This is a genomic window from Stenotrophomonas sp. GL_101 (assembly GCF_057835675.1).
The window spans coordinates 3,112,618-3,138,986 of record NZ_CM174432.1; the positions used below are offsets into that span (position 1 = coordinate 3,112,618).

The 26,369-nt window shown below is 68.4% G+C and carries 24 protein-coding genes; 9 read left to right on the top strand and 15 right to left on the bottom strand.

Annotation, left to right across the window (positions count from 1 at the left end; genetic code table 11):
* The first annotated feature begins 18 nt into the window (after positions 1–18).
* Genes yidD through AC3IR9_RS13695 form a run of 3 tightly spaced genes read left to right on the top strand, consistent with a single transcriptional unit; the run spans position 19 to position 2,469 of the window.
* Positions 19–276, top strand: coding sequence for a membrane protein insertion efficiency factor YidD (yidD, locus tag AC3IR9_RS13685; protein ID WP_489291270.1), 258 nt, complete (start codon positions 19–21; stop codon positions 274–276).
* Position 277: 1 nt separating this feature from the next.
* Positions 278–1,624 (top strand): dihydroorotase, encoded by a 1,347-nt coding sequence (locus tag AC3IR9_RS13690; RefSeq protein WP_489291272.1) that lies wholly within the window; start codon positions 278–280, stop codon positions 1,622–1,624.
* On the top strand, positions 1,624–2,469 hold the full coding sequence (locus tag AC3IR9_RS13695; RefSeq protein ID WP_489291274.1) for a M23 family metallopeptidase: 846 nt from the start codon (positions 1,624–1,626) through the stop codon (positions 2,467–2,469). Before AC3IR9_RS13690 ends, AC3IR9_RS13695 begins: the two co-directional genes overlap by 1 nt.
* A gap of 660 nt (positions 2,470–3,129) precedes the next feature.
* Here the strand turns inward: AC3IR9_RS13695 and AC3IR9_RS13700 are convergent.
* The 5 genes from AC3IR9_RS13700 to efp all read right to left on the bottom strand — a co-directional run bounded on the left by AC3IR9_RS13700 (position 3,130) and on the right by efp (position 7,490).
* Positions 3,130–3,837, bottom strand: a complete 708-nt coding sequence (locus AC3IR9_RS13700; protein ID WP_489291275.1) for a squalene/phytoene synthase family protein — start codon at positions 3,835–3,837, stop codon at positions 3,130–3,132.
* A gap of 95 nt (positions 3,838–3,932) precedes the next feature.
* Positions 3,933–4,634, bottom strand: a complete 702-nt coding sequence (locus AC3IR9_RS13705; RefSeq protein WP_489291277.1) for a phosphoglycolate phosphatase — start codon at positions 4,632–4,634, stop codon at positions 3,933–3,935.
* Positions 4,615–5,346, bottom strand: coding sequence for a bifunctional 2-polyprenyl-6-hydroxyphenol methylase/3-demethylubiquinol 3-O-methyltransferase UbiG (gene ubiG, locus AC3IR9_RS13710; protein ID WP_489291278.1), 732 nt, complete (start codon positions 5,344–5,346; stop codon positions 4,615–4,617). Before ubiG ends, AC3IR9_RS13705 begins: the two co-directional genes overlap by 20 nt.
* A gap of 19 nt (positions 5,347–5,365) precedes the next feature.
* Positions 5,366–6,709 (bottom strand): TRZ/ATZ family hydrolase, encoded by a 1,344-nt coding sequence (locus tag AC3IR9_RS13715; RefSeq protein ID WP_489291280.1) that lies wholly within the window; start codon positions 6,707–6,709, stop codon positions 5,366–5,368.
* 214 nt (positions 6,710–6,923) lie between these two features.
* On the bottom strand, positions 6,924–7,490 hold the full coding sequence (efp, locus tag AC3IR9_RS13720) for an elongation factor P (RefSeq protein ID WP_489291281.1): 567 nt from the start codon (positions 7,488–7,490) through the stop codon (positions 6,924–6,926).
* A 124-nt stretch (positions 7,491–7,614) separates the two neighbouring features.
* On the opposite strand from efp, the gene epmB reads away from it, so the two are divergent.
* Positions 7,615–8,619: an EF-P beta-lysylation protein EpmB gene (gene epmB / locus AC3IR9_RS13725; RefSeq protein ID WP_489291282.1), complete on the top strand. Its 1,005-nt coding sequence runs from the start codon at positions 7,615–7,617 to the stop codon at positions 8,617–8,619.
* Between the two features lie 128 nt (positions 8,620–8,747).
* Here the strand turns inward: epmB and AC3IR9_RS13730 are convergent, their stop codons facing one another.
* Genes AC3IR9_RS13730 through AC3IR9_RS13740 form a run of 3 tightly spaced genes read right to left on the bottom strand, consistent with a single transcriptional unit; the run spans position 8,748 to position 12,623 of the window.
* On the bottom strand, positions 8,748–10,874 hold the full coding sequence (locus tag AC3IR9_RS13730) for a putative bifunctional diguanylate cyclase/phosphodiesterase (protein WP_489291283.1): 2,127 nt from the start codon (positions 10,872–10,874) through the stop codon (positions 8,748–8,750).
* Complete coding sequence (locus tag AC3IR9_RS13735; protein ID WP_489291284.1) at positions 10,871–11,800, bottom strand: phosphate/phosphite/phosphonate ABC transporter substrate-binding protein; 930 nt, start codon at positions 11,798–11,800, stop codon at positions 10,871–10,873. Before AC3IR9_RS13735 ends, AC3IR9_RS13730 begins: the two co-directional genes overlap by 4 nt.
* 55 nt (positions 11,801–11,855) lie before the next feature.
* Positions 11,856–12,623 (bottom strand): RNA methyltransferase, encoded by a 768-nt coding sequence (locus tag AC3IR9_RS13740; RefSeq protein WP_489291286.1) that lies wholly within the window; start codon positions 12,621–12,623, stop codon positions 11,856–11,858.
* A gap of 120 nt (positions 12,624–12,743) precedes the next feature.
* Between AC3IR9_RS13740 and AC3IR9_RS13745 the strand changes: the two genes are divergently transcribed.
* A complete protein-coding gene (locus AC3IR9_RS13745; protein ID WP_489291288.1) occupies positions 12,744–13,571 on the top strand; it encodes an inositol monophosphatase family protein in 828 nt (275 codons plus the stop codon).
* A gap of 459 nt (positions 13,572–14,030) precedes the next feature.
* On the opposite strand, the gene htpX is transcribed toward AC3IR9_RS13745, so the two are convergent.
* Complete coding sequence (gene htpX / locus AC3IR9_RS13750) at positions 14,031–14,897, bottom strand: protease HtpX (protein ID WP_489291289.1); 867 nt, start codon at positions 14,895–14,897, stop codon at positions 14,031–14,033.
* A 93-nt stretch (positions 14,898–14,990) separates the two neighbouring features.
* Here htpX and gluQRS point away from each other — a divergent pair, with 93 nt between their 5' ends.
* The 3 genes from gluQRS to phaR all read left to right on the top strand — a co-directional run bounded on the left by gluQRS (position 14,991) and on the right by phaR (position 17,455).
* On the top strand, positions 14,991–15,875 hold the full coding sequence (gene gluQRS, locus AC3IR9_RS13755) for a tRNA glutamyl-Q(34) synthetase GluQRS (protein WP_489291291.1): 885 nt from the start codon (positions 14,991–14,993) through the stop codon (positions 15,873–15,875).
* 73 nt (positions 15,876–15,948) lie between these two features.
* Positions 15,949–16,689, top strand: coding sequence for an acetoacetyl-CoA reductase (phbB, locus tag AC3IR9_RS13760; RefSeq protein ID WP_489291292.1), 741 nt, complete (start codon positions 15,949–15,951; stop codon positions 16,687–16,689).
* A gap of 235 nt (positions 16,690–16,924) precedes the next feature.
* Positions 16,925–17,455 (top strand): polyhydroxyalkanoate synthesis repressor PhaR, encoded by a 531-nt coding sequence (gene phaR / locus AC3IR9_RS13765; RefSeq protein ID WP_489291294.1) that lies wholly within the window; start codon positions 16,925–16,927, stop codon positions 17,453–17,455.
* A gap of 89 nt (positions 17,456–17,544) precedes the next feature.
* On the opposite strand, the gene AC3IR9_RS13770 is transcribed toward phaR, so the two are convergent.
* The 6 genes from AC3IR9_RS13770 to AC3IR9_RS13795 form a co-directional block, all read right to left on the bottom strand.
* Positions 17,545–18,495 (bottom strand): TraB/GumN family protein, encoded by a 951-nt coding sequence (locus tag AC3IR9_RS13770; RefSeq protein WP_489291295.1) that lies wholly within the window; start codon positions 18,493–18,495, stop codon positions 17,545–17,547.
* Between the two features lie 3 nt (positions 18,496–18,498).
* Complete coding sequence (locus AC3IR9_RS13775) at positions 18,499–19,437, bottom strand: DUF1684 domain-containing protein (RefSeq protein WP_489291297.1); 939 nt, start codon at positions 19,435–19,437, stop codon at positions 18,499–18,501.
* A gap of 11 nt (positions 19,438–19,448) precedes the next feature.
* Entirely contained in the window at positions 19,449–21,326 is a 1,878-nt protein-coding gene (gene mutL, locus AC3IR9_RS13780) for a DNA mismatch repair endonuclease MutL (protein WP_489291299.1), read from the bottom strand.
* Positions 21,327–21,580: 254 nt separating this feature from the next.
* Positions 21,581–23,158, bottom strand: a complete 1,578-nt coding sequence (locus AC3IR9_RS13785) for an N-acetylmuramoyl-L-alanine amidase (protein WP_489291301.1) — start codon at positions 23,156–23,158, stop codon at positions 21,581–21,583.
* An 88-nt stretch (positions 23,159–23,246) separates the two neighbouring features.
* Positions 23,247–23,729 (bottom strand): tRNA (adenosine(37)-N6)-threonylcarbamoyltransferase complex ATPase subunit type 1 TsaE, encoded by a 483-nt coding sequence (tsaE, locus tag AC3IR9_RS13790; protein ID WP_489291303.1) that lies wholly within the window; start codon positions 23,727–23,729, stop codon positions 23,247–23,249.
* On the bottom strand, positions 23,726–25,213 hold the full coding sequence (locus tag AC3IR9_RS13795; RefSeq protein WP_489291305.1) for an NAD(P)H-hydrate dehydratase: 1,488 nt from the start codon (positions 25,211–25,213) through the stop codon (positions 23,726–23,728). Before AC3IR9_RS13795 ends, tsaE begins: the two co-directional genes overlap by 4 nt.
* A 23-nt stretch (positions 25,214–25,236) precedes the next feature.
* On the opposite strand from AC3IR9_RS13795, the gene queG reads away from it, so the two are divergent.
* Complete coding sequence (gene queG, locus AC3IR9_RS13800; protein WP_489291307.1) at positions 25,237–26,325, top strand: tRNA epoxyqueuosine(34) reductase QueG; 1,089 nt, start codon at positions 25,237–25,239, stop codon at positions 26,323–26,325.
* Positions 26,326–26,369 lie beyond the last annotated feature (44 nt).

The following is a 26,369-nucleotide window of genomic DNA, read 5'->3' on the forward strand; positions in this document are numbered from 1 at the left end:
CTGCCTTAAGATTGGCAGGTGATCTCACGCCTGCTCATCGCCCTGCTGCGCCTCTACAAGCGCTTCATCAGCCCGCTGTTGGGGCCGCGTTGCCGCTTCATGCCCAGCTGTTCTGAATACGCCATGCAAGCCATCGCCATCCATGGTCCCGCGCGCGGCAGCTGGCTGGCCGCGCGCCGGCTGGGCCGCTGCCATCCCTTCCATCCCGGTGGTATCGACGAGGTGCCGCCGCGCGCCCCGCACGATGCTGCCTGCCGCTGCACAGGAAAACACTGAAATGTCCTCCACGCTCATCGTCAACGCCCGCCTGGTCAACGAAGGCCTCATCTCCCAGGGCGACCTGCGCATCGAAGATGGCCGCATCGCGCAGATCGGCGCCGGTCTGGAACCCCGCCCGGGCGAAACCGTGGTCGACGCCGCCGGCTGCTGGCTGCTGCCGGGCATGATCGACGACCAGGTGCATTTCCGCGAACCGGGCCTGACCCACAAGGGCGACATCGCCACCGAATCGGCCGCGGCCGTCGCCGGCGGGCTGACCAGCTTCATGGACATGCCCAACACCAATCCGCCGGCGCTCACTGCCGAGATCCTGCAGGCCAAATACGACGCCGCCGCCGGCCGCGCGCGCGCCAACTACGGCTTCTACATGGGGGCCAGCAACGACAACCTGGCCCACATCCAGATCCTGGACCCGAAGACCGCCCCCGGCATCAAGGTGTTCATGGGTGCCTCGACCGGCAACATGCTGGTGGACAACCCGGAAACCCTGGATGCGATCTTCCGCGACGCGCCGACCCCGATCATCACGCACTGTGAAGACACGCCGATGATCGACGCCAACGCCAAGGCGTACGCCGAGAAGTACGGCGATGCGTTGAGTGCCGAGCAGCACCCTGACATCCGCTCGCGCGAGGCCTGCCTGAAGTCCTCCGAGCTGGCGGTGTCGCTGGCCAGGAAGCACGGCACCCGTCTGCACGTGCTGCATATCTCCACCGCCGATGAGTTGAAGCTGTTTGAACGCGGCCCGTTGATCCGTGCCGATGGCAGCCGCAAGCAGATCACCGCCGAGACCTGCATCCACTTCCTGCGCTTCGACCGCAGCGATTACGCGCGGCTGGGCAACCTGATCAAGTGCAACCCGGCCATCAAGGAAGCCAGCGACCGCGAAGCGCTGACCCGCGCCGTGGCCGAGGATGTGATCGACGTGCTGGCCACCGACCATGCCCCGCATACCTTGGAAGAGAAGCAGAAGCCCTACCCCCAGGCCCCGTCCGGCCTGCCGCTGGTGCAGTACGCACTGGTCGCCGCGCTGGAGCTGGTGCACGAAGGCAAGCTGGAAATCACCCAGGTGGTGCAGAAGTTCGCGCATGCCCCGGCGCAGCTGTTCGACGTGAGCGAGCGCGGCTACCTGCGCGAAGGCTACTTCGCCGACCTGGTGCTGGTGGAGGACGTGCCGTTCACGGTCAAGCGCGAGGACATCCTGTCCAAGTGTGGCTGGTCGCCGTTTGAAGGCATGACCTTCCGCTCGCGGATCGCCTCGACCTGGGTCAACGGCGAACTGGCCTGGGATGGCGACAAGCTGGTCGGCGCGCCGAACGGCCAGCGCATGAGCTACGACCGCTGATGCGGGCACACATCGTGGCCCTGGGCCTGTTCGCGGCGGGTGTCGCGGGCGTGGCCGGCCTGCTGCCCTCGCCCGTCGCCGCCCAGGCCGATGCCCGCGTGGTGTTCCCGGCCAGCGCCTCGCAGGGCGCGATGGTGATCGGCAAGGTGCCCGCCGGCAGCGTCGTGCAGTACGCCGGCCGCACGTTGCGGGTGAGCGGCTATGGCAGCGTGGTATTCGGCATCGGCCGCGACGAGAAGGGACCGCTGCAGCTGCAGGTGCAGCGGCCGGACGGTGGTCGTGAAACGGTCAGCATCGCGGTGACCGCGCGCGACTGGCCGACCGAACGCGTGAACGGCGTGCCGCCGAAGACGGTCAATCCGCCGCCGGCGATCGCCGAACGGATCAAGCGCGAGCAGGCCCAGGTCACGGCGGCGCGTGCGCGCGACGACAACCGCGCCGACTTCGCCCAGGCCTTCATCTGGCCGGTGCAGGGCCGCATCAGCGGCCGCTTCGGCAATGCGCGCGTGTACAACGGGCAGCCCGGCTCGGGGCATTCGGGGATGGATATCGCCGTGCCGACCGGCACCCCGGTCAAGGCACCCGCCGCGGGCGTGGTCACCTTCGCCGGCCCGGACCTGTACCTGACCGGCGGCACCTTGCTGCTCGACCATGGCTTCGGGATCAGCTCGAACTTCCTGCACCTGTCGCGCATCGACGTGAAGGTGGGCGACCGGGTCGAACAGGGCCAGGTGATCGCGGCGGTGGGTGCCACCGGACGCGCGACCGGCCCGCACCTGCACTGGGGCATGAACTGGTTCGATACCCGAATCGACCCGCTGCTGGTGCTCGAACGCGGGAAGTAACGCGTGCCGACCAACGGTCGGCACCTACCCGTGAGTGCCGGCCGACCCAAGGGGGTGGCGACGACGTACGGTGGTGGCCAACCCACGGAGTGGCGATGTACGGTGGCGACCGATCCACGGGGTGGCGATGTACGGTGGCGACCGATCCACGGGGTGGCGATGTACGGTGGCGACCGATCCACGGGGTGGCGATGTGCGGTGGCGGCCAATCCACCGGGGTGACGACGTACGGTGGCGGCCAATCCGCGGGGGTGACGACGTACGGTGACGGCCAATCCACGGGGGTGACGACGTACGGTGACGGCCAATCCGCGGGGGTGACGACGTACGGTGACGGCCAATCCACGGGGGTGACGACGTACGGTGACGACCAATCCACGGGGGTGACGACGTACGGTGACGGCCAATCCACGGGGTGGCGATGTGCGGTGACGGCCAATCCACGGGGGTGACGTCGTACGGTGGCGACCAACCCACCGGGGTGGCGATGTCCGGTGGCGCTCAACCCACCGGGGTGGCGATGTACGGTGGCGCTCAACCCACCGGGGTGGCGATGTACGGTGGCGCTCAACCCACCGGGGTGGCGATGTACGGTGGCGCTCAACCCACCGGGGTGGTCAACGTCACCGGTAGGTGCCGACCGTTGGTCGGCACGCGCCGTCAGCCGCGTCCGGCCCACCACGTGCGCAGCAGCGTGCGCATCGGCGTGGCCTGCAGTTCGCGGCCCTCGGCCTGGGCCTGCAGGCGCGTGCGGGCCAGTGAGGCGTACATGCGGCGCGGCCGCGGGCCGGCCACGCGGGCTGGCCATTTCGCCAGCAGCTGCCGTGCCCACTGCTGGGCCGCGTTGCCGTCCGCGGCCGCCAACAGCGAACGCGGCACCGCCGCCACGCCGGCATCCTGCAGCCGCTGGGCCAGGGCCTGCAGCAACACCGGCGTAGCCACGTCGCCGCGCGTCGGGCTATCGAACATCACCGTTTCCACTGCGGCCACGGCGGCTGCATAGCGCTGCAGCGCGTGCAGGGCCTGTGCCGGCTCCAGCGCGACGGCACGCGCGTCGATCAGGTCCGGCAGGGCCTCGGCAAGCGCGGCCCACGGCGCACGCACCGGCTCAAGCAGGCGGCCCAGCGGGTGGCGCGAGCGCTGCCCGGCCCAGCTGCGCAGTTCCTCGCCCCACCACGCCAGCTTGGCGTCGGACGGCATCGGGTCGCCGCTGGTGTTGAGGATGTCGTCGAACTCCTGCAGCAGCGAGAACCACGCGATGACCACGGTGCGCTGTGCTTCGGGCACGAAGGGTTCGGCCACCGACCATTCCGGCCAACGGGTTCGCCATTTGTCCAGGAAGCTGTCGAGGGCGCTGGAAGTACTCACGGGAATCCTTTGAAGAGCGTACCGACCAACGGTCGGTACCTACCGGGGCGCAGGCATGCCGACCAACGGTCGGCATCCACCTTCGCCACCGTTGTTTATCGGGCCAGCGCGCGGGCCGGCGGCCAGGCGTCGGCGCGCTGCAGCTGCGCGGGCTGTTCCACCATCGTCTCGGCGCCCCATGCCAGCGGGTCGTCGGCATCCAGGCGGTAGCCCCACAGCGCGGCCACCGAGGCCATGCCGGCGGCGTTGGCGGCGACGATGTCGCGCTCGTCATCGCCGACATAGATGCAGCTCGCCGGGTCGATCGCCAGGCGTTCGGCGGCGGCCAGCAGCGGCAGCGGGTGCGGTTTGCGCTGGGCCAGGGTGTCGCCGCCGATCAGCACCTTGCAGCGCGCTTCCCAGCCCAGCTGCGGCACGATCAGCCGCGCCAGGTATTCGGGCTTGTTGGTGACGATGCCCCAGGCGCAACCGGCCGCATCGAGTGCGTCGAGCATGCCGGCCACCCCGTCAAACAGCACCGCATGCTGGCCGATCAGGGCTTCGTAGCGGGCCAGGAATTCCGGCACCAGCGCATCGCGCTCGACCTGCCCCAGTTCCGGGAACGCCACCGACACCATCGCCCGCGAGCCCTTGGATACCACCGGCCGCAACATCTCCAAGCGGATCGGTGCGCGATCACGCGCGGCCAGCATGGCATTGGCCGTGGCCAGCATGTCCGGTGCGCTGTCGAGCAGGGTGCCATCCAGGTCGAACAGCACCGCCTGCGGGAAACCGGACTCAGACACCGGCGGCGTCATCGGGCTTCACCGCATGGGCCAGGTAGTTGATGTCGGTGCGCGAACTCAGCCGCGCCTTGTTGCGCCAAGGCTCGTAGGCCATGCCACTGACATCGCGCAGGCTCAGGTCGGCCTCGCGCAGCCACTTGCCCAGCTCGGCCGGCTTGATGAAATCCTGGTAGTGGTGGGTGCCCCTGGGCAGCAGCCGCGCCACGTATTCGGCACCGACAATGGCCACCGCGAACGCGGCCGGGGTGCGGTTGACCGTGGACAGGAACAGGTGGCCACCGGGCTTGAGCAGGCGCTGGCAGGCAGCGATGATCGCGCCCGGGTCCGGCACGTGCTCCAGCATCTCCATGCAGGTCACCACGTCGAAGCTGCCCGGCTGTTCGGCGGCCAGGTCTTCGGCGGCCTGCAGGCGGTAATCCACCTGCACGCCCGATTCCAGGCTGTGCAGGCGCGCGACCTTGAGCAGCTCGGGCGCCAGGTCGACCGCGATGACCTCCGCCCCTTCCCTGGCCAGCGCTTCGCTGAGCAGGCCGCCACCGCAGCCGATGTCCAGCACCCGCGCGCCGCGCAGGCTGACGCGCTGGGCCACGTACTGCAGGCGCACCGGGTTCAGCGCATGCAACGGCTTCTGCGGGCCGTCGGCATCCCACCAGCGGTTGGCAAGCGCGGCGAACTTGTCCAGTTCGGCCTGGTCGAAATTGGTGGAGGCGTGGGGGGCGTTCATAAGCAGGTCCTCGGTGCGGTCAGGCACGGATATGACGGATGCGCTCGCGCCACTGGCGCGCGTTGGCGACGATCGCGGCGGTGTCCATGCCGACCAGCTCGCGCTGCACCAGCTTGGGCTGCCCGGCAATCCAGACATCGCTGACCTGGTGGCGGCCGGCCGCATAGACCAGCTGCGAGAGCACGTTGTGCAGTGGCTGGGTTTCCAGTGCCGACAGGTCCACGCAGACCAGGTCGGCCTGCTTGCCCACTTCGATCGAACCGATGCGCTCACCGAAGCCCAGTGCGCGTGCACCGCCCAGGGTCGCCGCACGCAGCGTGGTGGCCGCATCCAGGCCGGTGGCATCGTTGGCCACGGCCTTGGCCAGGATCGCCGCGGTGCGGTTCTCGCTGAACATGTCCAGGTCGTTGTTGCTGGCGCAGCCATCGGTACCGATGGCCAGGTTGACCCCGGCACGCTGCAGCGCGCACGCCGGGCAGAAACCGGAGGCCAGCTTGAGGTTGGATTCCGGGCAATGCACCACGCTGACGCCGCGCTCGGCGCACAGGTGGATTTCCGCCTCGGTCAGCTGGGTCATGTGCACCGCGATCAGGCGGTCGTTGACCAGGCCCAGCCGGTCCAGCCGCGCCAGCGGGCGTTGGCCGTGCAGCTTGATCGAGTCGCTGATTTCCTGCGCGGTTTCATGCGTGTGCAGGTGCACCTGCATGTCCAGCTGGTCGGACAGCATGCGCACGCGTTCAAAATTGGCGTCGTTGACGGTATACGGCGCGTGCGGCGCGAACGAGGTGCCGATCAGCGGATCGCCGCGCCACTGGTCGTGCAGTTCGCCGGCCTTGGCGAAGTACTCGTCGTCGGTCTTGGCCCAGGCGGTCGGGAAATCGATGATCACCGCGCCCACCAGCGCACGGAAGCCGTGCTGCTTGTAGACCGCGGCCTGGACGTCGGAGAAGAAGTAGTTCTCGTTGGCGCAGGTGGTGCCACCCCGCAGCATCTCGGCGATGGCCAGGGTGGTGCCGTCGGCGACGAATTCCGGCCCGATCACCGCCGCTTCCACCGGCCAGATGTGCTGTTGCAGCCACACCATCAACGGCAGGTCGTCGGCAATGCCACGCAGCAGGGTCATCGGGTTGTGCGTGTGCGCGTTGACCAGGCCCGGCATCAGCGCCGCGTCGGGGCGCGAGACGGTCTGCTTCGGTGCGAAGCGCGCACGCGCCTCGGCACGCGGCAGGATCGCGATGATTTCGCTGCCGCGCACGGCCACGGCATGGTCTTCCAGCACCACCGCATGCGGCTCGATCGGGACCACGTAACCGGCTTCGATCAGCAGGTCGCAGGTTTCGGGAATGCTGGAGGTGTCGGTCATGCTGCTCACTGTGCTGGGGGACGACCCGAAGACGTGGGCGACCGGGATTGTCGGGGGGCGACGGGTGGCGTTACGGGGCCGACCGCGTAGAGCCGACCGTTGGTCGGCTTGCCTTTCGCAGGAAACCCACCGTGGCCGGCTTCTGCTGGAGCAGCCGACCAACGGTCGGCTCTACGTGGATTGGCAGCCGACCAACGGTCGGCTCTACCATGGATTACTTGACGCGTGCGGAGTATTCGCCCGAACGGGTGTCGACCTTGATGATTTCATCCTGGTTGACGAACAGCGGCACGCGGACCACTGCGCCGGTTTCCAGGGTGGCCGGCTTGCCGCCGCCGCCGGAGGTGTCGCCACGGACGCCCGGATCGGTCTCGGTGATCTTCAGCTCGACGAAGTTCGGCGGCTGGACGTAGATCGGCTCGCCGTTCCACAGGGTGACGATGCAGGACTCTTCGCCCTTCAGCCACTTCTCCGCGCCGCCCATGCCGGACTTGACCGCCTGGAACTGCTCGAAGGATTCCGGGTCCATGAAGTGCCAATGCTCACCGTCGGCGTACATGAAGTCCATGTTGGTATCCACGACGTCGGCCTTCTCCACGTCATCGGTCGCCTTCATGGTCATTTCGACCACGCGGCCGGACTTGATGAAGCGGTACTTCATGCGGGTGAAGGCCTGGCCCTTGCCCGGCTTGACGTACTCGGTCTCAGTGATGACCGCCGGTTCGTTGTTGATCAGGATCTTCATCCCGTTCTTGACATCGTTCATGCCAACAGTGGCCATGCTGAAACTCCTGAATGGGCAAACGCCGCGCAGGCGCGGCGAGCCGGATAGAATGGAAAACCCACCGGCACCGGTGGGGTGACTCGTTTTTCTGACCGACATGATAACCGCAGGCCCCCATTCCATGCAGCTTTCCGCCACGCCCCTGCCCACCCCCGTGCGCTGGCAACAGCTGTGGCGCGAGGCGGTCCGCGACCCGCGGGTACTACTGCAGCAGCTGGGCCTGGACCCGGATGCCCTGCCCCTGTCGGCCGAGGCCGCCGGCCAGTTCGCGGTGCGCGTGCCGCAGGGCTTCATCGCCCGCATGCGCCCCGGCGACCGCCATGACCCGCTGCTGCGCCAGGTGCTGCCGGTCAGCGACGAAATGCAGGTGGTGCCGGGCTTCAGCCTGGATGCGGTGGGCGACGGCCTGGCCAAGAAGGCCACCGGGGTGATCCAGAAGTACCGTGGCCGGGCCCTGCTGGTGACCACCGGCAGCTGCGCGATCAACTGCCGCTACTGCTTCCGCCGGCATTTCGACTACGGCAGCGAGAACGCGGCCCGGGAAGGCTGGCGCGATGCGGTCGAGGCGATCGCCCAGGACCCGGACATCGACGAGGTGATCCTGTCCGGCGGCGACCCGCTGTCGCTGGCCACCCACAAGCTGGTCGAACTCACCGATGCCCTGAAGAAGATTCCGCACCTGCGCCGCCTGCGCATCCACAGCCGGCTGCCGGTGGTGCTGCCCGAGCGCGTGGACGACGAACTGGTGCGGTGGATGGCCAGCCTGCCGTGGCCGCTGGCGTTCGTGATCCACGCCAACCATGCCAACGAGTTCGACGCCTCGGTGGACACCGCGATGGCGCGGCTGCGCGCGGCCGGGGCGACCCTGCTCAACCAGGCGGTGCTGCTGCGCGGGGTCAACGATTCGGTGGACGCCCTGCAGGCGCTGAGCGAGCGCAGTTTCGCCGCCGGCGTGCTGCCTTACTACCTGTACCAGGTGGACCGGGTCGAAGGCGTGGCCCATTTCGAGGTCGCCGATGACACCGCCAAGGACCTCCACGCGCAGCTGACCGCACGGTTGTCGGGGTACCTGGTGCCCAGGCTGGTGCGCGAGATCTCCGGCGACAGCAGCAAACGCCCGGTGTGAGGGCATGCGACCACCAACGGTGGTCGCCTACCGATGCGGCGGGATCGCGCATTGCGACCCCCCCACGGTGGCCGCCTACCGGGGCCGGGTGACGGGTGCGGTAGGCAACGACCGTTGGTCGTTGCGCCCTAGACCCCCGATTCGATCAAGGCCACCACCTCGGTGGCGCTGACCGGGTGGCTCAGCCAGTAGCCCTGGCCCAGGTCGCAACCGCGCTGGCACAGCAGGTCGAACTGCACTTCCTGCTCGATACCCTCGGCCACCACCGTGATGCCCAGCGCATGGGCCATGGCGATGATCGCCGTGGTCAGGGCAAGGTCGTCCGGGTCGCGCTGCATGTCGGCCACGAAGCTCTTGTCGATCTTGACCCCGTCCACCGGCACCTGGCGCAGGTGGCTCAGGCCGGAGAAGCCGGTGCCGAAGTCATCCAGCCACACCTTCACCCCCGTGCGGTGCAGCTTGTCCAGCAGCTGCGCGGCCAGCAGTTCATCGCCGATCACCGCCGTTTCGGTCAGCTCCAGGTGCAGTCGCGAGGCCGGCAGGCCGGTATCGCGCAGGCAGTCGGCCACCAGGGTCGGCAGTTCCCCTCCGCGCAGCTGCCGCGGCGACACGTTGACCGAGACGAACAGGCCCTCGTTGTCGGCACCGTGCGGCCATTGCACCGCCTCCATGCAGGCCGCGCGCAGCACCTTGGGCCCGATCACTTCGATCAGCCCGCTCTGCTCGGCCACTTCGATGAACACCGACGGCGGAATTGTGCCCAGGGTCGGGTGCTGCCAGCGCAGCAGCACTTCCACCCCGACCATGCGGCGGTCGCGGGTGCGGAAGATCGGCTGGTAGACCAGCCGCAGCTCGCCGCGCTCCCAGGCCCCGCGCAGCTCCTGCTCCATGTGCACGCGGCGCTCCACCGCGTGGTCCATGGCCCGGCTGTAATAGCGGTAACAGTTCTTGCCGGCCATCTTGGCCTGGTACATCGCGATGTCGCCGTTCTTCAGCAACGTGGTCGCATCGGCAGCATCGTCGGGGAACAGGGTGACGCCGATCGAGGTGCCCAGGAACAACTCCCGGCCCTGCACGAACAAGGGCTTGCCCAGCTCGCGTACCAGCACGTCGGCCAGTTGCCGCGCACCGGCGGCAACGTCCCCGTCGCCGATCAGGATCACGAACTCATCGCCACCAAAACGAGCCAGCAGGGCCTCATCGCCACCGGACTGGGCCACCGCCGTGCTGATCCGCTGGGCGAACTGCAGCAGCGCCTCATCGCCGGCCTCGTGGCCGAGGGTGTCATTGACCCGCTTGAAGTCATCCATGTCGGCAAACAGCAGCGCCAGCCGATGTCCGGAGGCGCGCGCAGCCATCAGCCGATGGTCCAGCGCCTCGCGGAAGGCCAGCCGGTTGGTCAGGCCGGTCAGCGCATCGGTGTAGGCCATGTGCCGCACCTCGCGGTCATGCCGGGCGATCGACTCGCTCATGCGCCCGAACGCACGCACCAGCTCGCCGACCTCGTCCTTGCGCGGGCTTTCATGCAGCGTCAACTGGTAATCACCCGCCTCGATCTGGCGCGCGGCACCGGCCAGCCAGCGGATCGGGGTGACCAGGGTGCGTTGCACGTAAAGGATCATGCCCGCGCCGATGCCCACCAGCAGCCCCAGCATCAGCAGCAGCCAGCCGAGGTGGCGCTTGCCCACCTGCTGCAGGCGCTCGCCCAGGGTCTGGTTGGCACGCAGCTCCATGGCCTGCACGTCATCGAGCGCCATGCCGACACGGACCCCACCCAGGCGCTGGTTGCCGATCATGATCGGCATGGCGTTGTCGAGCACCTTGGGCGATTGCTGCACCACCAGCGCGCGCGCGGCCACCGCGCCCGGCGCCAGCGGATCACGCATGGGCCGGCCGAAGTCGATCACTTCGCTGGAGCCGTCGTGGATCAGCTTGCCGTCTTCGTCGAACACCAGCACGTAGCGCACCACCTGCTGCCGCGAGGTGTTACGCACCAGCGCGCCGACCTGTTCCAGGTCGTTGTAGTACAGCGGATTGGCCAGCGCATCGGACAACTCGCGCGCCAGGGCCTCGCCACGGCTGCGCACGCTGCGATCAAACAGATCGTGGATGACATTGCCGCTGAGGTGCTTGACCTCGTCCTGCATGGCCGCCTGGCGCCCCAGCACCACCGCCACGATCACCACCACCACCAGCATCGCGCCGCTCATGGCCAGCACGAAGCGCGCCTGCATCCCGGAACCCAACAGCCTCATTCCACTTCCATCCGCACGCGTGCAAGCCCTTGTTTCAGCTCATCCAACCGGTGCTGCATCTGCGCATCCACCCGATGGAACCTGGACGTACCAAAAAATTTCTGCAGCGCGTCCTGCGCATCCGGATCCGATGCAGCGTCCAGCAGCACCTGCTGCAGGCGCTCGCGCACCCGGGCGTCGAGCCCGGCACGCACCATTTCCACCGCGCGCGGGTACGGCTCGGTGCGGTGGATGACCCGGAAATCGCGCAGGAAGGTCGCCGGGATCCGCGCGCGGTCGGCCCAGTCCACGCTGCTGACCGCGCCGGCATCGACCACCCCCTTGTGGACCAGGGTGGCGATGTTGCCTTCGGTGCGCGCGAACACGTAACCCACCGTATCCGGGGCCGCCGCGTCCCGCGCCGACAACAGGATTTCCGGGGTCAGCCCTTGCTGGAGCAGGGTCATCACCGGCACCAGGTAGGCGCTGGTGGACGCCACGTTCTGCAGGGCCAGGGTGTGTCCCTTGAGATCGGCCAGCGCGCCGAGGGTGCTGTCGCGGCGCACGAAGAACACGGTGTAGTAGTCCCGCACGCCGCTGCGCTCGGTCAGCAACAGCGGTTGGGCACCGCTGCGCAGGCCCAGCGCGACGGCGGTGCCGGAGGTCTCAGTGACCCAGTCGACGCGACCGCGTCGCAGGTAGCTGGCCATCTGTTGGGCATCGGGTGCCATCAGGATGCGGCCTTCGGTGATACCGACATCACGCATGCGCGGGACCACGTAATCGAGCAGGGGTTGCAGTTGCGCATAGTGTGACTTGGGGTTGTCGCTGATCCGGCCCAGCACCAGCACATTGTCAGGAGCGGCATAGGCCGGCCCGGTCATCAGCGCGATGGCCAGACACAGCACAGCTCCCTGCAACAGCCAGCGCAGACCCGGTACTTGCATTCGTTCCCCCAAGGAATCCGAACAGCCTACCCGAAAAAGTGAGAAGTGCGTCAGCTCATTCGGGCGTATTGTTCGCCAATCGGGCCATCCGCTGCGCATCGGAAAGGATGCCGCGCAGCAGGCGGACTTCCTGTTCACTCAATCCGGTGCGCAGGAACAGCCGCCGCAGTTTGCGCATCGCCGATTCCGGCGCGCGGCCCTTGTGGAAATCGATATCGTCCAGCGCCTGGCCGAGTTGGCCGAACAGCCCTTCGACCTGGGCATGGCTGGCCGGCTGCTCGCGGAACTCCGGATCGGCCAGGGCGGCGCCTTCCACGCCGCCGAGCTGGGCCATGCGCAGTTCGTAGGCCAGCACCTGCACGGCGGCGGCCAGGTTGAGCGAGCTGAATTCCGGGTTGGAGGGGATGTGCACGGCCAGATGGCACAGCTGCAGCTCCTCGTTGCTCAGGCCGGTGCGCTCGCGGCCGAAGACAAAGGCGACCTCGGCCGGCTCGGCCGCATGGGCCAGGCCACGCTGGGCGGCCACGGCGGGCAGCAGCTCTTCCAGCTGGACACGGCGGGCGCGCGCGGTGCAGCCCAGGACGAGGGTGCAGTCGGCCACGGCCTCGGCCAGGGTGGCTACCACCGGGGCATCGCCGAGCACGTCCTCGGCACCGGCCGAGCGCCGGAAGGCGTCTTCGTCGAGCGGTTTTTCCGGGGCGACCAGCACCAGCCGGCCCAGTCCCATGGTCTTCATGGCACGCGCGGCGGCGCCCATGTTGCCGGGATGCTGGGTACCGACCAGGACAAATCGAATGCGGGAAGGAGCGTTTTCAATGGACATGAACAGGCCAGACGCGAGCAGGACAGCTACAAATGGTAAACTGTGCGGCCGGCCTCTGCGCCGGGACCGCTCTTTTCCCCCGCCAAACCCCCAACTCTGCCTTTACGGGAGCTTTTCGCCATGCAGAAACCCGCCGTCACCGTCATGGTCAAGGCCGCCCGCCTCGCCGGCAACGTCCTGTTGCGCAACATCAACAAGCTGGAGGCGTTGAACGTCGTTCAGAAGGGGCGCATGGACTATGCCAGTGAAGTCGATGCGGATGCGGAAAAGGTCATCGTCAAGGAACTCAAGCGTGCCTATCCCGAGTACGGGATCATGGCCGAGGAAGGTGGCGTGCAGGGGGCGAACCGTTACATGTGGGTCATCGACCCGCTGGACGGCACCAGCAACTACCTGCGTGGCTTCCCGCACTACTGTGTTTCCATCGCGCTGGTCGAGAACGGCGAGCCGATCGATGCGGTGATCTTCGATCCGCTCCGCAATGAACTGTTCACCGCCAGCCGCGGCGCCGGCGCGGTCCTGAACGACCGCCGCATCCGGGTGGCCGAGCGCAAGGATCTGGAGGGCGCGATGATCCACACCGGTTTCGCCCCGCGCGAACGCCAGCGCACCAGTGCGCAGCTGAAGGCGATCGATGCGCTGCTGGTCCACGCCGAAGACGTGCGCCGCACCGGTTCGGCCGCGCTGGACCTGGCCTACGTGGCCTGCGGCCGTGCCGATACGTACTTCGAGGCCGGCGTGAAGGCCTGGGATATCGCCGCCGGCGTGCTGCTGGTGCGCGAGGCCGGTGGCCGCGTCTGCGACTTCAAGGGCGCCACCCCGGCCCGCATGGACAGCCGTGGCCCGGAGACCCAGCAGATTGTCGCCGGCAACGTGAAGAACACCGATGTGCTGCAGAAGGTTCTGGTCAACACCGGCTACGCGGCCGAGTTCGACGCGAAGTTCTGATCCACTGCAGATGCTGCACCCCGACAACGGCGCCCTTGGGCGCCGTTGTTGTGTGTGGGGTACTGGGGCGACAGCGAAGGCCACGGCAAAAGCACCGTGCGCGTTGCATGCTCGAGCTGGGCAGGACGGTATGGGTTCGCCGACCTGGTAGGTCACCACCGTTGGTGGTGACGATTTTTCCACCCACACGCGCGTCAATCGATGGCGATCGACCAGAAGCAGAGGCGTACCCCGCTCCACCGCAAGCTGAGCCGCTTGGCGGCCCCGAATGCTCGCGCTGCAGCCAACCGAAGACGCACACGCTCCTCCACTGTCGAACACTCCAGTGAACCCTTCCCCTCAACGCTGAAAAGAAAAAACGGCCCGATCCCTGATGGAATCGAGGCGCTCTTCACAACTGACCAGCATCAGGGCCGAAGCCTGGCGTTTTGCCGTTGCCCAGCCGCTGCCATCAATCAATCACACCGCAGTACTGGCCTTCAGCGCAGCGATGCGCTCTTCCAGCGGCGGGTGGCTCATGAACAGCTTGCGGGCCGTGGACCCAGCGATACCGAACGCGGCGATCTGGGTCGGCAACGTGCTCTGGCCGTGGTTGACCTTCAACCGCTCCAGCGCCGCGATCATCTTCTGCCGGCCCGCCAGGTGCGCACCACCGGCGTCGGCACGGAACTCGCGGTGGCGCGAGAACCACATCGAAATCACCGTCGCGCCCACCCCGAACACCATCTCCAGCACGAACACGATGATGTAGTACGCAAACCCGCGGCCGCCACCCTCGCGGTTGCCCGACAACGCACTGTCGATGAAACCACCGACGATGCGTGCCAGCACGATCACGAACGTATTGAGCACGCCCTGCAGCAGTGCCATCGTGATCATGTCGCCGTTGGCCACGTGCGCGATCTCGTGGCCCAGCACCGCCTCGGCCTCGTCTTCGCTCATGTTGTGCAGCAGGCCGGTGGACACCGCCACCAACGCCTTGTTGCGGTTCGCGCCGGTGGCGAACGCATTGATTTCCGGGCCGTCGTAGACCGCCACTTCCGGCATGCCGATGCCGGCCTCGCGCGCCTGGCGCTCGACCGTGGCCAGCAGCCAGCGCTCGGTCTGGTTGCGCGGCTCGGTGATCACCACCGCGCCGGTGGAGCGCTTGGCCATCCACTTGGACAACAGCAGCGAAATCAACGAACCGCCGAAGCCGAAGATGGCCGCCATCACCAGCAGCCCGCTCATCCGGTTGGGGTTGACGCCCAGCACCGACATCACGATGCCCGCCAGGACGAGCACCGCCAAGTTGGTCAGAAGGAAGAGACTAATGCGCGTGAACATGGGGAAATGACGCTCGATGGAGGTTGATTAGTGCAAATCTGCGGGGACTTCAGCTTGAATTCAAGTCGCAAACTGACCGACGATTCATAGTTCATGTCCATGACCCCTTACCGCGGCCGCTTCGCGCCCTCGCCCACCGGCCCCCTGCACCCCGGCTCGCTGCTGGCCGCGCTGGGCAGCTGGCTGCTCGCCCGCCACGCCGACGGCCAGTGGCTGGTGCGTATCGAAGACCTCGATCCGCCGCGCACCGTGCCCGGCGCGGTGCAGCAGCAGCTGGCCGCCCTGGGCGCCCTTGGCCTGGCCAGCAACGGCCCCATCGTCCACCAGAGCGCCCGCAGCCCCGCCTACCAGGCGGCCCTGGACCGCCTCCTGGACGACGGCACGGCCTTCGTCTGCCACTGCAGCCGCAGCGACCTGGCCGACCAGCACGGCGTCCACCAGCACTGCGTGGCGCGCCGCCCGCGCGCGCAACCGGCCATCCGCCTGCGCGTGCCCCCGGGCAGCATCGTCGGCGTCCAGGACGGCCTGCGCGGCCGGATCGAACAGGACGTCCACGCCGAGGTGGGCGATTTCGTGCTGCGTCGCGCCGACGGCTATTGGGCCTACCAGCTGGCCGTGGTCGTCGACGATGGCGACCAGCACATCACCGATGTGGTGCGTGGCGCGGACCTGCTGGACTCCACCGCGCGCCAGATCCTGCTGCAGCGCGCCCTCGGCCTGCCGACCCCGCGCTACCTGCACCTGCCGCTGCTGTTGGAAGCCGATGGCCGCAAGCTGTCCAAATCCGATGCCGCCCAACCGCTCGACCCCGGCCAGCCGCTGCCGGCGCTGCGCCAGGCCTGGGCCGCGCTTGGCCAGGACCCCGCCTGCGTGCGGGCCGCCAACCGCGTTCCGGACCTGCTCGCCTGCGCCCGTGCCGGATTCGATCCGGCGCGGTTGCCCGCCCACGACATCACCGTCCCGGGCGCGCGCGCCTGAGTCCCCATTTGCCACGGCGATGTTGCAGAATCGCTGTCCCCCTTGTTGGCCCTGCCTTTCGGAGTAGCTGCTCATGACATCTCGCGTCGCACTGGTCACCGGCGGTACCGGCGGCATTGGTACCGCCATCTGCCAACGCCTCGCCGACCAGGGCCACCGGGTCGCCACCAACTACCGCGACGAGGCCAAAGCCATCGCCTGGCGCGAGCGGATGCTGGCCCGTGGCTCGGACGTGGCGATCTTCCCCGGCGACGTCGCCGACCCGGACACGGCCGAAGCGATGGTCCGCAACGTCGAAGCTGCGCTCGGCCCGATCGAAATCCTGGTCAACAACGCCGGCATCACCCGCGACACCACCTTCCACCGCATGCGCGCCGACCAATGGCACGACGTCATCAACACCAACCTCAACTCGGTGTTCAACGTCACCCGCCCGGTCATCGAAGGCATGCGCCGCCGCGGTTGGGGCCGGGTCATCCAGATCAGCTCCATCAACGGCCTCAAAGGCCAGTACGGCCAGGCCAACTACGCCGCCGCCAAGGCCGGCATGCACGGCTTCACCATTTCCCTGGCCCGCGAGAATGCCGGCTTCGGCATCACCGTCAACACCATTTCCCCGGGCTATGTGGCCACCGACATGGTGATGGCCGTCCCCGATGAAGTGCGCGCCAAGATCATCGCCGACATCCCCACCGGCCGCCTCGGCAAACCCGAGGAAATCGCCTACGCGGTGGCCTTCCTGGTCAACGAGGAAGCCTCGTGGATCACCGGCTCGAACCTGGACATCAACGGCGGCCACCACATGGGCTGGTAAAAGGTCGAGCCGACCGTGGGTCGGCTGCCTTTCGGGCGAGGATCGCGAGCAGCCGACCAACGGTCGGCGCTACGGGCCACGGGTGATCCAGGAAAACGTTTTGCTGCACCCCGCGCAAATCCATGCTGCGCAGCATTCAGCACAGACCAATACCCCGCCGCATGGGCCTTCCGGCGGTTGCATGTGCTGCTGCACTGCGCCATGCTGCGCGCCTACTGTGATGAGTGACCGTTTCATGGCTGCGAACCGCATTATCAAGAAATACCCGAACCGCCGGCTCTACGACACCGAGATTTCCAGCTACATCACCATCGAAGACGTGCGCCAGCTCATCCTCGACGGCGAGGATTTTGAAGTCCGTGATGCCAAGAGCGGCGACGACCTCACCCGCTCGGTGCTGCTGCAGATCATTGCCGACCAGGAACAGGACGGCGAACCGATGCTGTCCACCCAGCTGCTCAGCCAGCTGATCCGCTTCTACGGCGACTCCCTGCAAGGCTTCATGGGCAATTACCTGGAACGCAGCATGCAGGTCTTCCTGGACCAGCAGCAGCAGTTCCGCCAGCAGATGGGCAACCTGCTCGGCCAGACCCCCTGGGCCATGATGAACCAGCTGACCGAGCGCAATCTGGAGCTCTGGCAGGATTTCCAGCGCAACATGGGCAGCGGTTTCGGCCCCCGCCCCGGCGGGACCAGCACCGGTACCGGCACTGGCACCGGCAAGCCGGAAACCCCGCCGCCGGCTACCGGCAAGACCCGCCGCTGACCCGCCGCTGACCCGCCGCGGTTGCCGCACGAAGAAAAGGCGCAGCCCACCGGCCGCGCCTTTTTCGTTTCCGGGTGCCGCCACGGCACTCAGCGCTTGGGCTTGGCACACCCCGTGCACACCCGCTCCACCTGGAAGCCCTTCGCGCGCAGTTTCTCCACCACACCGTCGTTGCCCAGCAGGTGCAGCGTGCCCACCACGACCAGCGTGCCGCCCTGCCCCGCCTGCAGGTACTGCTGCAGCTTGGGCACCCACGCATCATTGCGATCGGTGTTGATGCGCTGGTACAGCTGCGGGAACTGACCGCGCATCTCCGAGGCCATCGACGTCCACAGCAGTTTGTCATCGCCACGGCGCCATGCATCGTGCAGCTTGCGGCCCTCGGCATCGCCCTTGTCGACCTGGTCCAGCGCCTCGGCCACCATCTGCTGCTGTTCCTGCACCGACATCCCCGCCAGTACCGCGACCTGCGTGTCGATATCTTCCAGCCCCGAGGTCGCCTTGCCTGCGCTGGCCGCGCGGGTCATGAAATGACGATCCAGCCCCAGGTTGGGGTCCAACCCCATCCGGGTGAACTGCGACAGCGTGATGGTCAGCCCCACGAACCACGGTTTCATGCCCTGCAGCTGCGCCAGCGGCAGGTTGTTGGCGCTGGCGTAGGCCTGCAGCTTGGTCCAGGTGGCCGCATCCAGGTCGCGCTTGAGCTCGCTGCCATCGGTACGCATCGCCGCCTGCAACATTTTCTGCGGCAACTGCGGCGACGCCATGTCCTGCGGCGACAGTTCGAACACCACCCGGCTGGAGGCAGCGAACGCCTGCTCGACATCGGCGGCGAGCGGGTAATCCTGCGCGCGCAGCAGATGGAACGAGCCCAGCAGATACACCCTGCTGTCGCCCGGCCCGGTCACCTTCCACAACAGCGGCACCGGCGGGCTTTGCTTGGCGGCCGGGGCATCGGCGCGCGCCTGCGCCGCGCCGCTGGCCAGCAGTACGCCGGCAGCGATCAACAGCGGGGACAACACACGGGACAACATCGACATGGTTCAGGCCTCTCCTTCAGGGGCATGGTAGGCCTGCTCGCCCGCGTCGATGCGCAGGTCCAGGCGGTTTTCCGGCGGTGCCAGCGGGCAGGTCGCAAACGCGGTGAACGCACACGGCGGATTGTAGGCATGGTTGAAATCGATCAGCACCCGGCCTTGGGCATCGGGCGCCGGCAGGTCCAGGTAGCGTCCGGCCGGGTAGCTGCCATGGCCGCTGGTGCGGTCGGCAAAGATCACGAACAGTTCGCCACCGGGCTCACCCAGCGCCTCCAGCTGCCAGCGGCGTCCATCGCGCTCGAACGCCAACGCACCCGGGTTCGGGGTCGGGGTGGTGAGGCCGGTGATGTCCACGATCGGCAGCGTGCGGCCCGGCGCATGCGGCACGAACTGCGCGCTGACCTGCCACGACGGCCCACCCGGCCAGTACTGCAACCCGGTGAAGTTGGCCCGGCTCGGTGCATCGGCATGCTTGACCCGCAGCGCGTAGCGCTCGCCGCGATGGATCAGGCTCAACTGGCCCTTGCCGTCGTCGAAGGCGATCCGGGTCGGGCTGGGATCGCGATCGCTGGAGAAGCGGATGCGCGTGGTGACCGGCGTGCCGTCCACGCTCAGCGCAACACCGCGCTCAGGCGTGAACCAGACCGTGTCGCCCTGCCGGGCCACCATGCCCAGTTTGTCCGGTCCCACCGCCAGGCGGATACCGCTGCCCGGGCCACGCCCGATGTAATGCGCCTTGTGCTCCAACCAGTGCAGGCCAACCAGGCTGGTCCAGCCGTCGGCGGCATGCAGCTCGGTATAGCGCTGCTGCCGCCACTGTTGCTGTTCGGCGGCAAACGCCGGATCCACCGCCGCCACGGCGGCCGGTGCGGTGTCCGTGTCCCCACACGCCACCAGTCCCAACGCCAGCACTGCCGTGCCAAGCGCCATTCCCCAATTCCGCATGATGCTCCCCTTCAACGTCCGCGCAGGAACCAGCGGTCGATTTCCGCCAGTGAAAAACGTGCCCAGGTCGGTCGGCCGTGATTGCACTGACCCGAGCGTTCGGTGATTTCCATGTCGCGCAGCAGCGCGTTCATTTCCGGCACGGTCAACCGCCGGTTGGCGCGCACCGCGCCGTGGCAGGCCATCGTCGAGAGCAGCTCGTCGCGCGCGGTGGCGATGCGCCGGCTCTGGCCATGCTCGCGCAGGTCGGTGAGCACATCGCGCAGCAGGCCTTCCGGTTCGGCATTGGCCAGCAGCGCCGGAATGCTGCGCACATGCAGCGAGCCAGGCCCGGAACGGGTGATCTCAAAGCCCAACGCCACCAGTGTGTCCGATTCGCGCTCGGCGGTATCGGCATCGCGCTCGCCAACGGCCAGGGTGATCGGTACCAGCAGCGGCTGCGCATGCAGGCCCATGCCGTCGTGCGCGGTTTTCAGGCGCTCGTAGCCGATGCGTTCGTGCGCGGCATGCATGTCCACCACGATCAGCCCTTCGGCATTCTCGGCCAGGATGTAGATGCCGTGCAGCTGTGCCACCGCATAACCCAGCGGCGGCACGCCACTGGCCGCGGCGGTGATCGGCAGCCCGTTCTCGCTCGGCATGGGCGGCAGGCCACTGGCGCCCTCGCCGGACGACGGCGCGGCATACAACGCGGCGTAGGCAGACGGTGCGTCGGCCACGCGCAGGCCAAGCGGCGATTGCTGCGGGCGCCACTGCGCGCCCATGCCACCGCCACCGCCACCGCCGGCACCGGCCAGCGCGTAGCCGTTGCCAGCTGCGCCGTAGCCGGCCATTCCGGCAGCTGCCGTGGCGGGGTTGCCCTGTCCTTCGGCGGCGCCTGCCGTGGCGGTCATGCCGGCGCGCGTTTCGGCCAGCGCTTCCTTCAGCGTGCGGTAGACGAAATCGTGGATCAGGCGCGAATCGCGGAAGCGCACCTCATGCTTGGCCGGGTGCACGTTGACGTCGACCCGGGTCGGGTCCAGTTCCAGGAACAGCACATAGGCCGGCTGGCGACCATGGAACAGCACGTCGCCATACGCCATCTTCACCGCGTGCGCCACGCTGCGGTCGCGCACCGGACGGCCATTGACGTACAGGTACTGCTGGTCGGTGCTGGCGCGCGAATAGTGCGGCTGCGCGATCCAGCCATGCAGGCGCAGGCCGGCACCGCTGTGATCCACGCGCAGTGCCTGCGCGGCGAAATCCTCGCCGAGGGTCTCGCCCAGGCGCGCATCGGAATACAGGTCGCCGGGCTTGTAGCGACGCGAGGGCTTGCCATTGTGCGACACCCGCAGTTCCACGTCCGGCCGGGCCAGCGCGAGCGAGCGCAACCATTCCTCGATGTGGCCCAGCTCGGTGCGCTCGGCGCGCAGGAACTTGCGCCGCGCCGGCACGTTGTAGAACAGCTCACGTACTTCCACGGTGGTGCCCTGCGCATGCGCACGCGGCATCACCTGGCCAAGCTTGCCGCCTTCGATCTGCAGCGACGACCCGTGTTCGTCGCTGGCGCGACGCGAGGCCAGGGTGAAGCGGCTGACCGATGCGATCGAGGGCAGTGCTTCGCCGCGGAAACCGAGCGTGGCCACCGCCTCCAGGTCGTCCAGGCTGGCGATCTTGCTGGTGGCATGGCGCGACACCGCCAACGACAGCTCTTCCGGTGCGATGCCGCCGCCGTCGTCACGGATCCGGATCAGGCGCACCCCGCCTTCCTCCAGGTCGATATCGACCCGGGTGGCGCCGGCATCCAGTGCGTTTTCGACCAGTTCCTTGACCACTGACGCCGGCCGTTCAACCACTTCGCCGGCGGCGATCTGGTTGATCAGGATGTCGGGCAGCTGGCGGATGCTCATGCGCCGCTCCGGAGGGTGGAGCCTGCGAAAGCGGACGTGTGGGAATGCAGGGGACTGGACTTCATTGGCAGATGATAGCGTAGCGCCGGGCCGCGCCCGGGGAGGCGGCGAATCCGGTAGAGCCGACCGTTGGTCGGCTGCCTCTGCAATGGCGGCGCGCTGGGCGTGGTAGCCGACCAACGGTCGGCTCTACCTGCAAGATCACATGCAGCCGACCAACGGTCGGCTCTACGGTAGATGATCCGTGTTGCGGATTATTTGCTTCCGCCCGCCACGGTGCTGGCGGCGTCGATTTCGGCCTGGGCGCGGGCCGCATACAACGTGCCCGGCGGCGGCTGGCGGCTGAAGAAGGTGTGCACGCCGTCCAGCACGGCCCCGGCGATCTGGCGCTGGTAGGCCGGATCGATCAGGCGACGCTCTTCGTCGGGATTGGAGATGAAGGCGGTTTCCACCAGCATCGCCGGCATGTCCGAGGTGCGCAGCACCGCGAAGTTGGCCCGCTCGATGTTCGGCTTGTGGTTCTTGCCGATCCGCTTCAGCCCGCCCAGCACGTGGCCGGCGGCGTCTTCGGAGGCTTTCATGTAACCGCTCTGGGCCAGGTCCAGCAGCACATTGGCCAAGGTGCCTTCGGTCTGCTGCAGGCGCACGCCACCGACCAGGTCGGCGGCGTTTTCCTTGTCGGCCAGCCAGCGTGCACGCTGCGAAGAGGCGCCCTTGGTCGACAGCACGTACACCGACGAACCGGTGGCCGAGCGGTTCTCGGCGGCGTCGGCATGGATCGAGATGAAGATGTCGGCCTTGGCCGCGCGCGCCTTCTGCGCGCGCATCGGCAAGGGGATGAACATGTCGGTGTCGCGGGTCAGATAGGCCTTCAGGCCCGGCGTCGCGTTGACCTGGCGGGCCAGTTCACGGGCCACGGCCAGGGTGATGTCCTTCTCGCGCTTGCCGGTCGGGCCGACCGCGCCGGGATCCTGGCCACCGTGGCCGGGATCGATCGCCACCACCAGCTGGCGCATGCCGGCACGCATCTTGATCCGCGACATGTCGCTGGGCATGGCCGGGCGCGGCGGTTCGGCCGGTACCACCGCGACCACTGCCGGCGTCGGCACGACGGCCGGGGTCGGCTGGCCGGCGAGGATGGCAGCGGGCGATGCGGAATTGCTGGCCGCGTTGGCGTTGCCGGCGGCGGCCACGTTGACGGCCGTGGCGGTCGGAGTGGACGTCGCTGGCACGGCAGTGGCGGCGGTCGCGCTGGCCTGCTGGCGCACCGACGCGGTCAGCAGCGCGGTGGCCCGCGCAGCATCGCTGCGGGCCTGTGCGGTCTGAGCGGGGGTGGGTGGCGGGGTCGGGTTGGACGGGGCAGGCACGGGCGCAGGCGGCGTCGGAACGCCCCCGGCAGTGGCGGGTACGGTGGCGGTCGCCGCGGTGGCAACGCTGGCCGGCGCATCGCCCGGCCATTCGATCACCAACCGCGACTGATCGCCCTGCCGGAGCATCTGCGGGCGGAACGGCGCGACCGATTCGGCCAGGTCGAAGACCACGCGGAACGTGCCGGGGACCGGCTGGCCACTGCGCACCGCCGTGACCACGCCCGTGGGCGCAGGCAGCTTGAGGTTGCGCACGGCGCTGGAATCGGGGAAATCGACCACCAGGCGGTTCGGACCGGCCAGCGACAGGGTCTTGTAGCCCCCGCTCCCGGCCAGCGCGATCTCCGCACGGGTACCGGTGGCGCCGGTTTCCAACGCGACCTGGCGGACTTCGCCCGCCCACGCCATCGCGCTCGCCAGACACAGTCCGACGGCGGCACAGATGGCGGTGAGTGGTTTCCCCATTGGCATAGCTCAGGATTCAATCACCGCCCTGAACGAAATGCAACTCCTTTTCCCTTAATAATCCGTAACCTGCCGGTGTTTCCTAGTGTCAGCCGACAGAAAGGGCCTGCAAGTCGCCCCTTTGGGGCAGCCGGTCGAGCCATTCGCGACCAGCGTCGCTGGCCGCACTGAGACGCACGCGGCGGCCAAGGCCCTCGATTTCCAGCGCCACGATCAGATCGGTCGGGGGCAACGCACCGGCACCGCGCTCAGGCCATTCCACCAGCCACAGCGAGGCACTGCCCTCGTCCAGGCCGAGGAAATCCAGCTCTTCGGCCTGGCCGATCCGGTACAGGTCCAGGTGCCAGGCCTCGTGCCCATCGGCCAGCGGATAGCGCTCCACCAGGGTGTAGGTGGGGCTGCGGATGGCGCCCTGCACGCCCAGCGCGCGCAACAGGGCGCGGGCCAGGGTGGATTTGCCCGCGCCGAGGTCCCCGCGCAGCTGCATCACGGCCTGTGGCGGACGGGTAGCGGCCAACCAGTGCCCGAGCAGGTCGGTGTCGTCGCTCTGCGGCAGGAAAAACTCGATCATGGTGCAGGGGGTTCCGGATTGGCCAGCCGGCGCAGCGGCGCCAGCAGGTCGGTGGGGAGCAGGCCGCGCTGGCCATCGCCGGCGGCCACATCCCCGGCCAGCGCGTGCAGCAATGCACCGCTGCTGGCCGCGTCGAATGCCGCCAGGCCCTGCGCGCGCAGGGCAGCGATGATGCCGGTGAGCAGGTCGCCCATGCCGCCAACGGCCATGCCAGGGTTGCCGGCGGCGATCACCCGCGGCAGGCGCCCGGGCGCGGCCACCACGGTGCCGGCGCCCTTGAGCACCACCACGGCGTGATAGCGCTCGGCCAGCGCCTGGGCTGCGGCGAAACGGTCGGCCTGGATGCCGGCGGTATCGACGCCAAGCAGGCGCGCGGCTTCGCCGGGATGCGGGGTGAGGATGGCATCGGGCAGCGGCTGCGGGGAACGGGCCAGCAGGTTCAGCGCATCGGCATCCACCACCAGCGGCTTGCCGCTGGACAGCACCTGCCGCCATAGCTCGCGCGCCCAGTCGTCCTGCCCCAGGCCCGGCCCGATCGCAACCACGGTGGCCCGCGACAGCAGCGCCTGCAACCCGCCCGCGTCGTCGATGGCATGCACCATCGCCTCGGGCAGGCGCGCCAGCAGCGGCGCGATGTGCGCCGCCTGGGTGGCCACGCTGACCAGGCCGGCACCGGCCCGCAAGGCGGCCTCGCTGGCCAGCATCACCGCCCCGCCACTGCCGATGTTGCCGCCCACGCACAGCACGTGGCCGGATTCGCCCTTGTGGGTGTTGGCGCGCCGCGCCGGCAACTGCGTGGACAGGCAAGACTTCTGCCAGGGCAGCGCACTCGGCAGCACGTCCGCATCGGCGCCGTCGGGCAGTGACAGCGGGGCCAGTCGCCGCGCCCCGACGTGCTCCAGCGCGGTACCGGTGTACAGGCCGCGGTGGCAAACGATGAACTGCAGGGTGACCGTCGCGCGTACTGCGTTGCCGGGCACATGGCCGCTGTTGGCATCCACGCCGCTGGGCACGTCCAGCGCCAGCACCGGCATGCCAGCGGCGTTGATCGCCTCGATCAGCGTGGCCGCCTCGCCCGCAGGGGCGCGGTTGAGGCCAAGCCCGTACAGCGCATCCACCAGCACATCGGCGGCAGGCAGTCGCCCGGCAAAGGTGTCCACCCCGCCGCCGGCGGCCTGCCATTCCTGCAACGCAGCGCGGGCCAACGGCGTGGCGGCGTCATCGGCGGTCGTGCGCAGCACCTGTACCTGGCGCCCGGACTGCCGGGCCAGCCGCGCCAATACATAGCCATCGCCGCCGTTGTTGCCCGGGCCGACCACCACGCAGATGCGCTGCGCCTGCGGCCATTGTTCCAGCAGGCACTGCCAGCCGGCCTGGCCGGCCTGCGCCATCAGCGCGGCCCCGCCGTCGCCCAGCAGCGCGCTGGCCTGGGTATCGATCCGGCGTGCGGCGGCTATATCGAACAGTTCAGCAAGCTTGGGCATGCCGGGATTCTATACTTCCCACCATGTCTGCTGTTCCGCTCCCCGCCCCCGTCAACCTGGCCCGTGCCGCCGAGCGCGTGCGCGCCATCGCGCGCAGCCACGGGTTCCAGCGGTGCGGCGTCTCCGGTATCGACCTGGCCGAGGATGAAGCCCACCTCGCCGATTGGCTGGGCAAGGGGCTGTACGGCACGATGGACTGGATGGCCCGCCACGGCACGCTGCGTGCGCGCCCGGCCGAGCTGCTGCCCGGCACGGTGCGGGTGATTTCGGTGGGCATGGATTATGGCCACAAGGATGACGCCCAGGCCTGGGACACCCTGCACGACGGCGACCGCGCCTACGTGGCGCGTTATGCGCTGGGCCGCGATTACCACAAGCTGATGCGCAACCGGCTGCAGAAGTTCGCCGATGCCCTTGCCACAGAGATCGGCGCATTCGGCTATCGCGTGTTCGTCGATTCGGCGCCGGTCCTGGAGCGTGCGCTGGCGCGCAATGCCGGGCTGGGCTGGATCGGCAAGCACACCTGCCTGATCGATCGCAGCGGCGGCTCGTGGTTCTTCCTCGGCGAGGTCTACATCGACCTGCCGCTGCCGGTGGACACCCCGGCCAGCGCGCATTGCGGCACCTGCACCCGCTGCATCGACGTGTGCCCGACCCAGGCCATCATCGGCCCGCAGCGACTGGATGCGCGACGCTGCATTTCCTACCTGACCATCGAACATGATGGCGCCATTCCCGAGGACATGCGGCCGTTGATGGGCAACCGCATCTACGGCTGCGACGACTGCCAGCTGGTCTGCCCCTGGAACAAGTTCGCGCGGCGGACCGATGAGCCCGATTTCCGCGCGCGCAACGCTCTGGATACGGCCAGCCTGGCCCAGTTGTTCGCCTGGGAAGAAGACGAATTCCTGCGCCGCACCGAGGGCAGCCCGATCCGACGCAGCGGCCACGAGCGCTGGCTGCGCAACATCGCCGTGGCGCTGGGCAATGCCCCGACCCACGCCGACACGCTGGCGGCACTGGAGGCGCGCCGCGCGCATCCGTCGCCGCTGGTGCGCGAGCATGTGCAATGGGCCCTGCACCAGCACGCCACGCGCGACCCGGTACGCTGACCGCTGTGCGACCATGGGCGCCCGTTCGTACCGTTTGACCTGTC

Bases quoted from the DNA above. Each gene is read 5' to 3' on its own strand.
- AC3IR9_RS13690 (WP_489291272.1), top strand. From the start codon at position 278: ATGTCCTCCACGCTCATCGTCAACGCCCGCCTGGTCAACGAAGGCCTC.
- AC3IR9_RS13695 (WP_489291274.1), top strand. From the start codon at position 1,624: ATGCGGGCACACATCGTGGCCCTGGGCCTGTTCGCGGCGGGTGTCGCG.
- AC3IR9_RS13705 (WP_489291277.1), bottom strand. From the start codon at position 4,634: ATGACGCCGCCGGTGTCTGAGTCCGGTTTCCCGCAGGCGGTGCTGTTC.
- ubiG (WP_489291278.1), bottom strand. From the start codon at position 5,346: ATGAACGCCCCCCACGCCTCCACCAATTTCGACCAGGCCGAACTGGAC.
- AC3IR9_RS13715 (WP_489291280.1), bottom strand. From the start codon at position 6,709: ATGACCGACACCTCCAGCATTCCCGAAACCTGCGACCTGCTGATCGAA.
- efp (WP_489291281.1), bottom strand. From the start codon at position 7,490: ATGGCCACTGTTGGCATGAACGATGTCAAGAACGGGATGAAGATCCTG.
- epmB (WP_489291282.1), top strand. From the start codon at position 7,615: ATGCAGCTTTCCGCCACGCCCCTGCCCACCCCCGTGCGCTGGCAACAG.
- AC3IR9_RS13730 (WP_489291283.1), bottom strand. From the start codon at position 10,874: ATGAGGCTGTTGGGTTCCGGGATGCAGGCGCGCTTCGTGCTGGCCATG.
- AC3IR9_RS13735 (WP_489291284.1), bottom strand. From the start codon at position 11,800: ATGCAAGTACCGGGTCTGCGCTGGCTGTTGCAGGGAGCTGTGCTGTGT.
- AC3IR9_RS13740 (WP_489291286.1), bottom strand. From the start codon at position 12,623: ATGTCCATTGAAAACGCTCCTTCCCGCATTCGATTTGTCCTGGTCGGT.
- AC3IR9_RS13745 (WP_489291288.1), top strand. From the start codon at position 12,744: ATGCAGAAACCCGCCGTCACCGTCATGGTCAAGGCCGCCCGCCTCGCC.
- htpX (WP_489291289.1), bottom strand. From the start codon at position 14,897: ATGTTCACGCGCATTAGTCTCTTCCTTCTGACCAACTTGGCGGTGCTC.
- gluQRS (WP_489291291.1), top strand. From the start codon at position 14,991: ATGTCCATGACCCCTTACCGCGGCCGCTTCGCGCCCTCGCCCACCGGC.
- phbB (WP_489291292.1), top strand. From the start codon at position 15,949: ATGACATCTCGCGTCGCACTGGTCACCGGCGGTACCGGCGGCATTGGT.
- phaR (WP_489291294.1), top strand. From the start codon at position 16,925: ATGGCTGCGAACCGCATTATCAAGAAATACCCGAACCGCCGGCTCTAC.
- AC3IR9_RS13770 (WP_489291295.1), bottom strand. From the start codon at position 18,495: ATGTCGATGTTGTCCCGTGTGTTGTCCCCGCTGTTGATCGCTGCCGGC.
- AC3IR9_RS13775 (WP_489291297.1), bottom strand. From the start codon at position 19,437: ATGCGGAATTGGGGAATGGCGCTTGGCACGGCAGTGCTGGCGTTGGGA.
- mutL (WP_489291299.1), bottom strand. From the start codon at position 21,326: ATGAGCATCCGCCAGCTGCCCGACATCCTGATCAACCAGATCGCCGCC.
- AC3IR9_RS13785 (WP_489291301.1), bottom strand. From the start codon at position 23,158: ATGGGGAAACCACTCACCGCCATCTGTGCCGCCGTCGGACTGTGTCTG.
- tsaE (WP_489291303.1), bottom strand. From the start codon at position 23,729: ATGATCGAGTTTTTCCTGCCGCAGAGCGACGACACCGACCTGCTCGGG.
- AC3IR9_RS13795 (WP_489291305.1), bottom strand. From the start codon at position 25,213: ATGCCCAAGCTTGCTGAACTGTTCGATATAGCCGCCGCACGCCGGATC.
- queG (WP_489291307.1), top strand. From the start codon at position 25,237: ATGTCTGCTGTTCCGCTCCCCGCCCCCGTCAACCTGGCCCGTGCCGCC.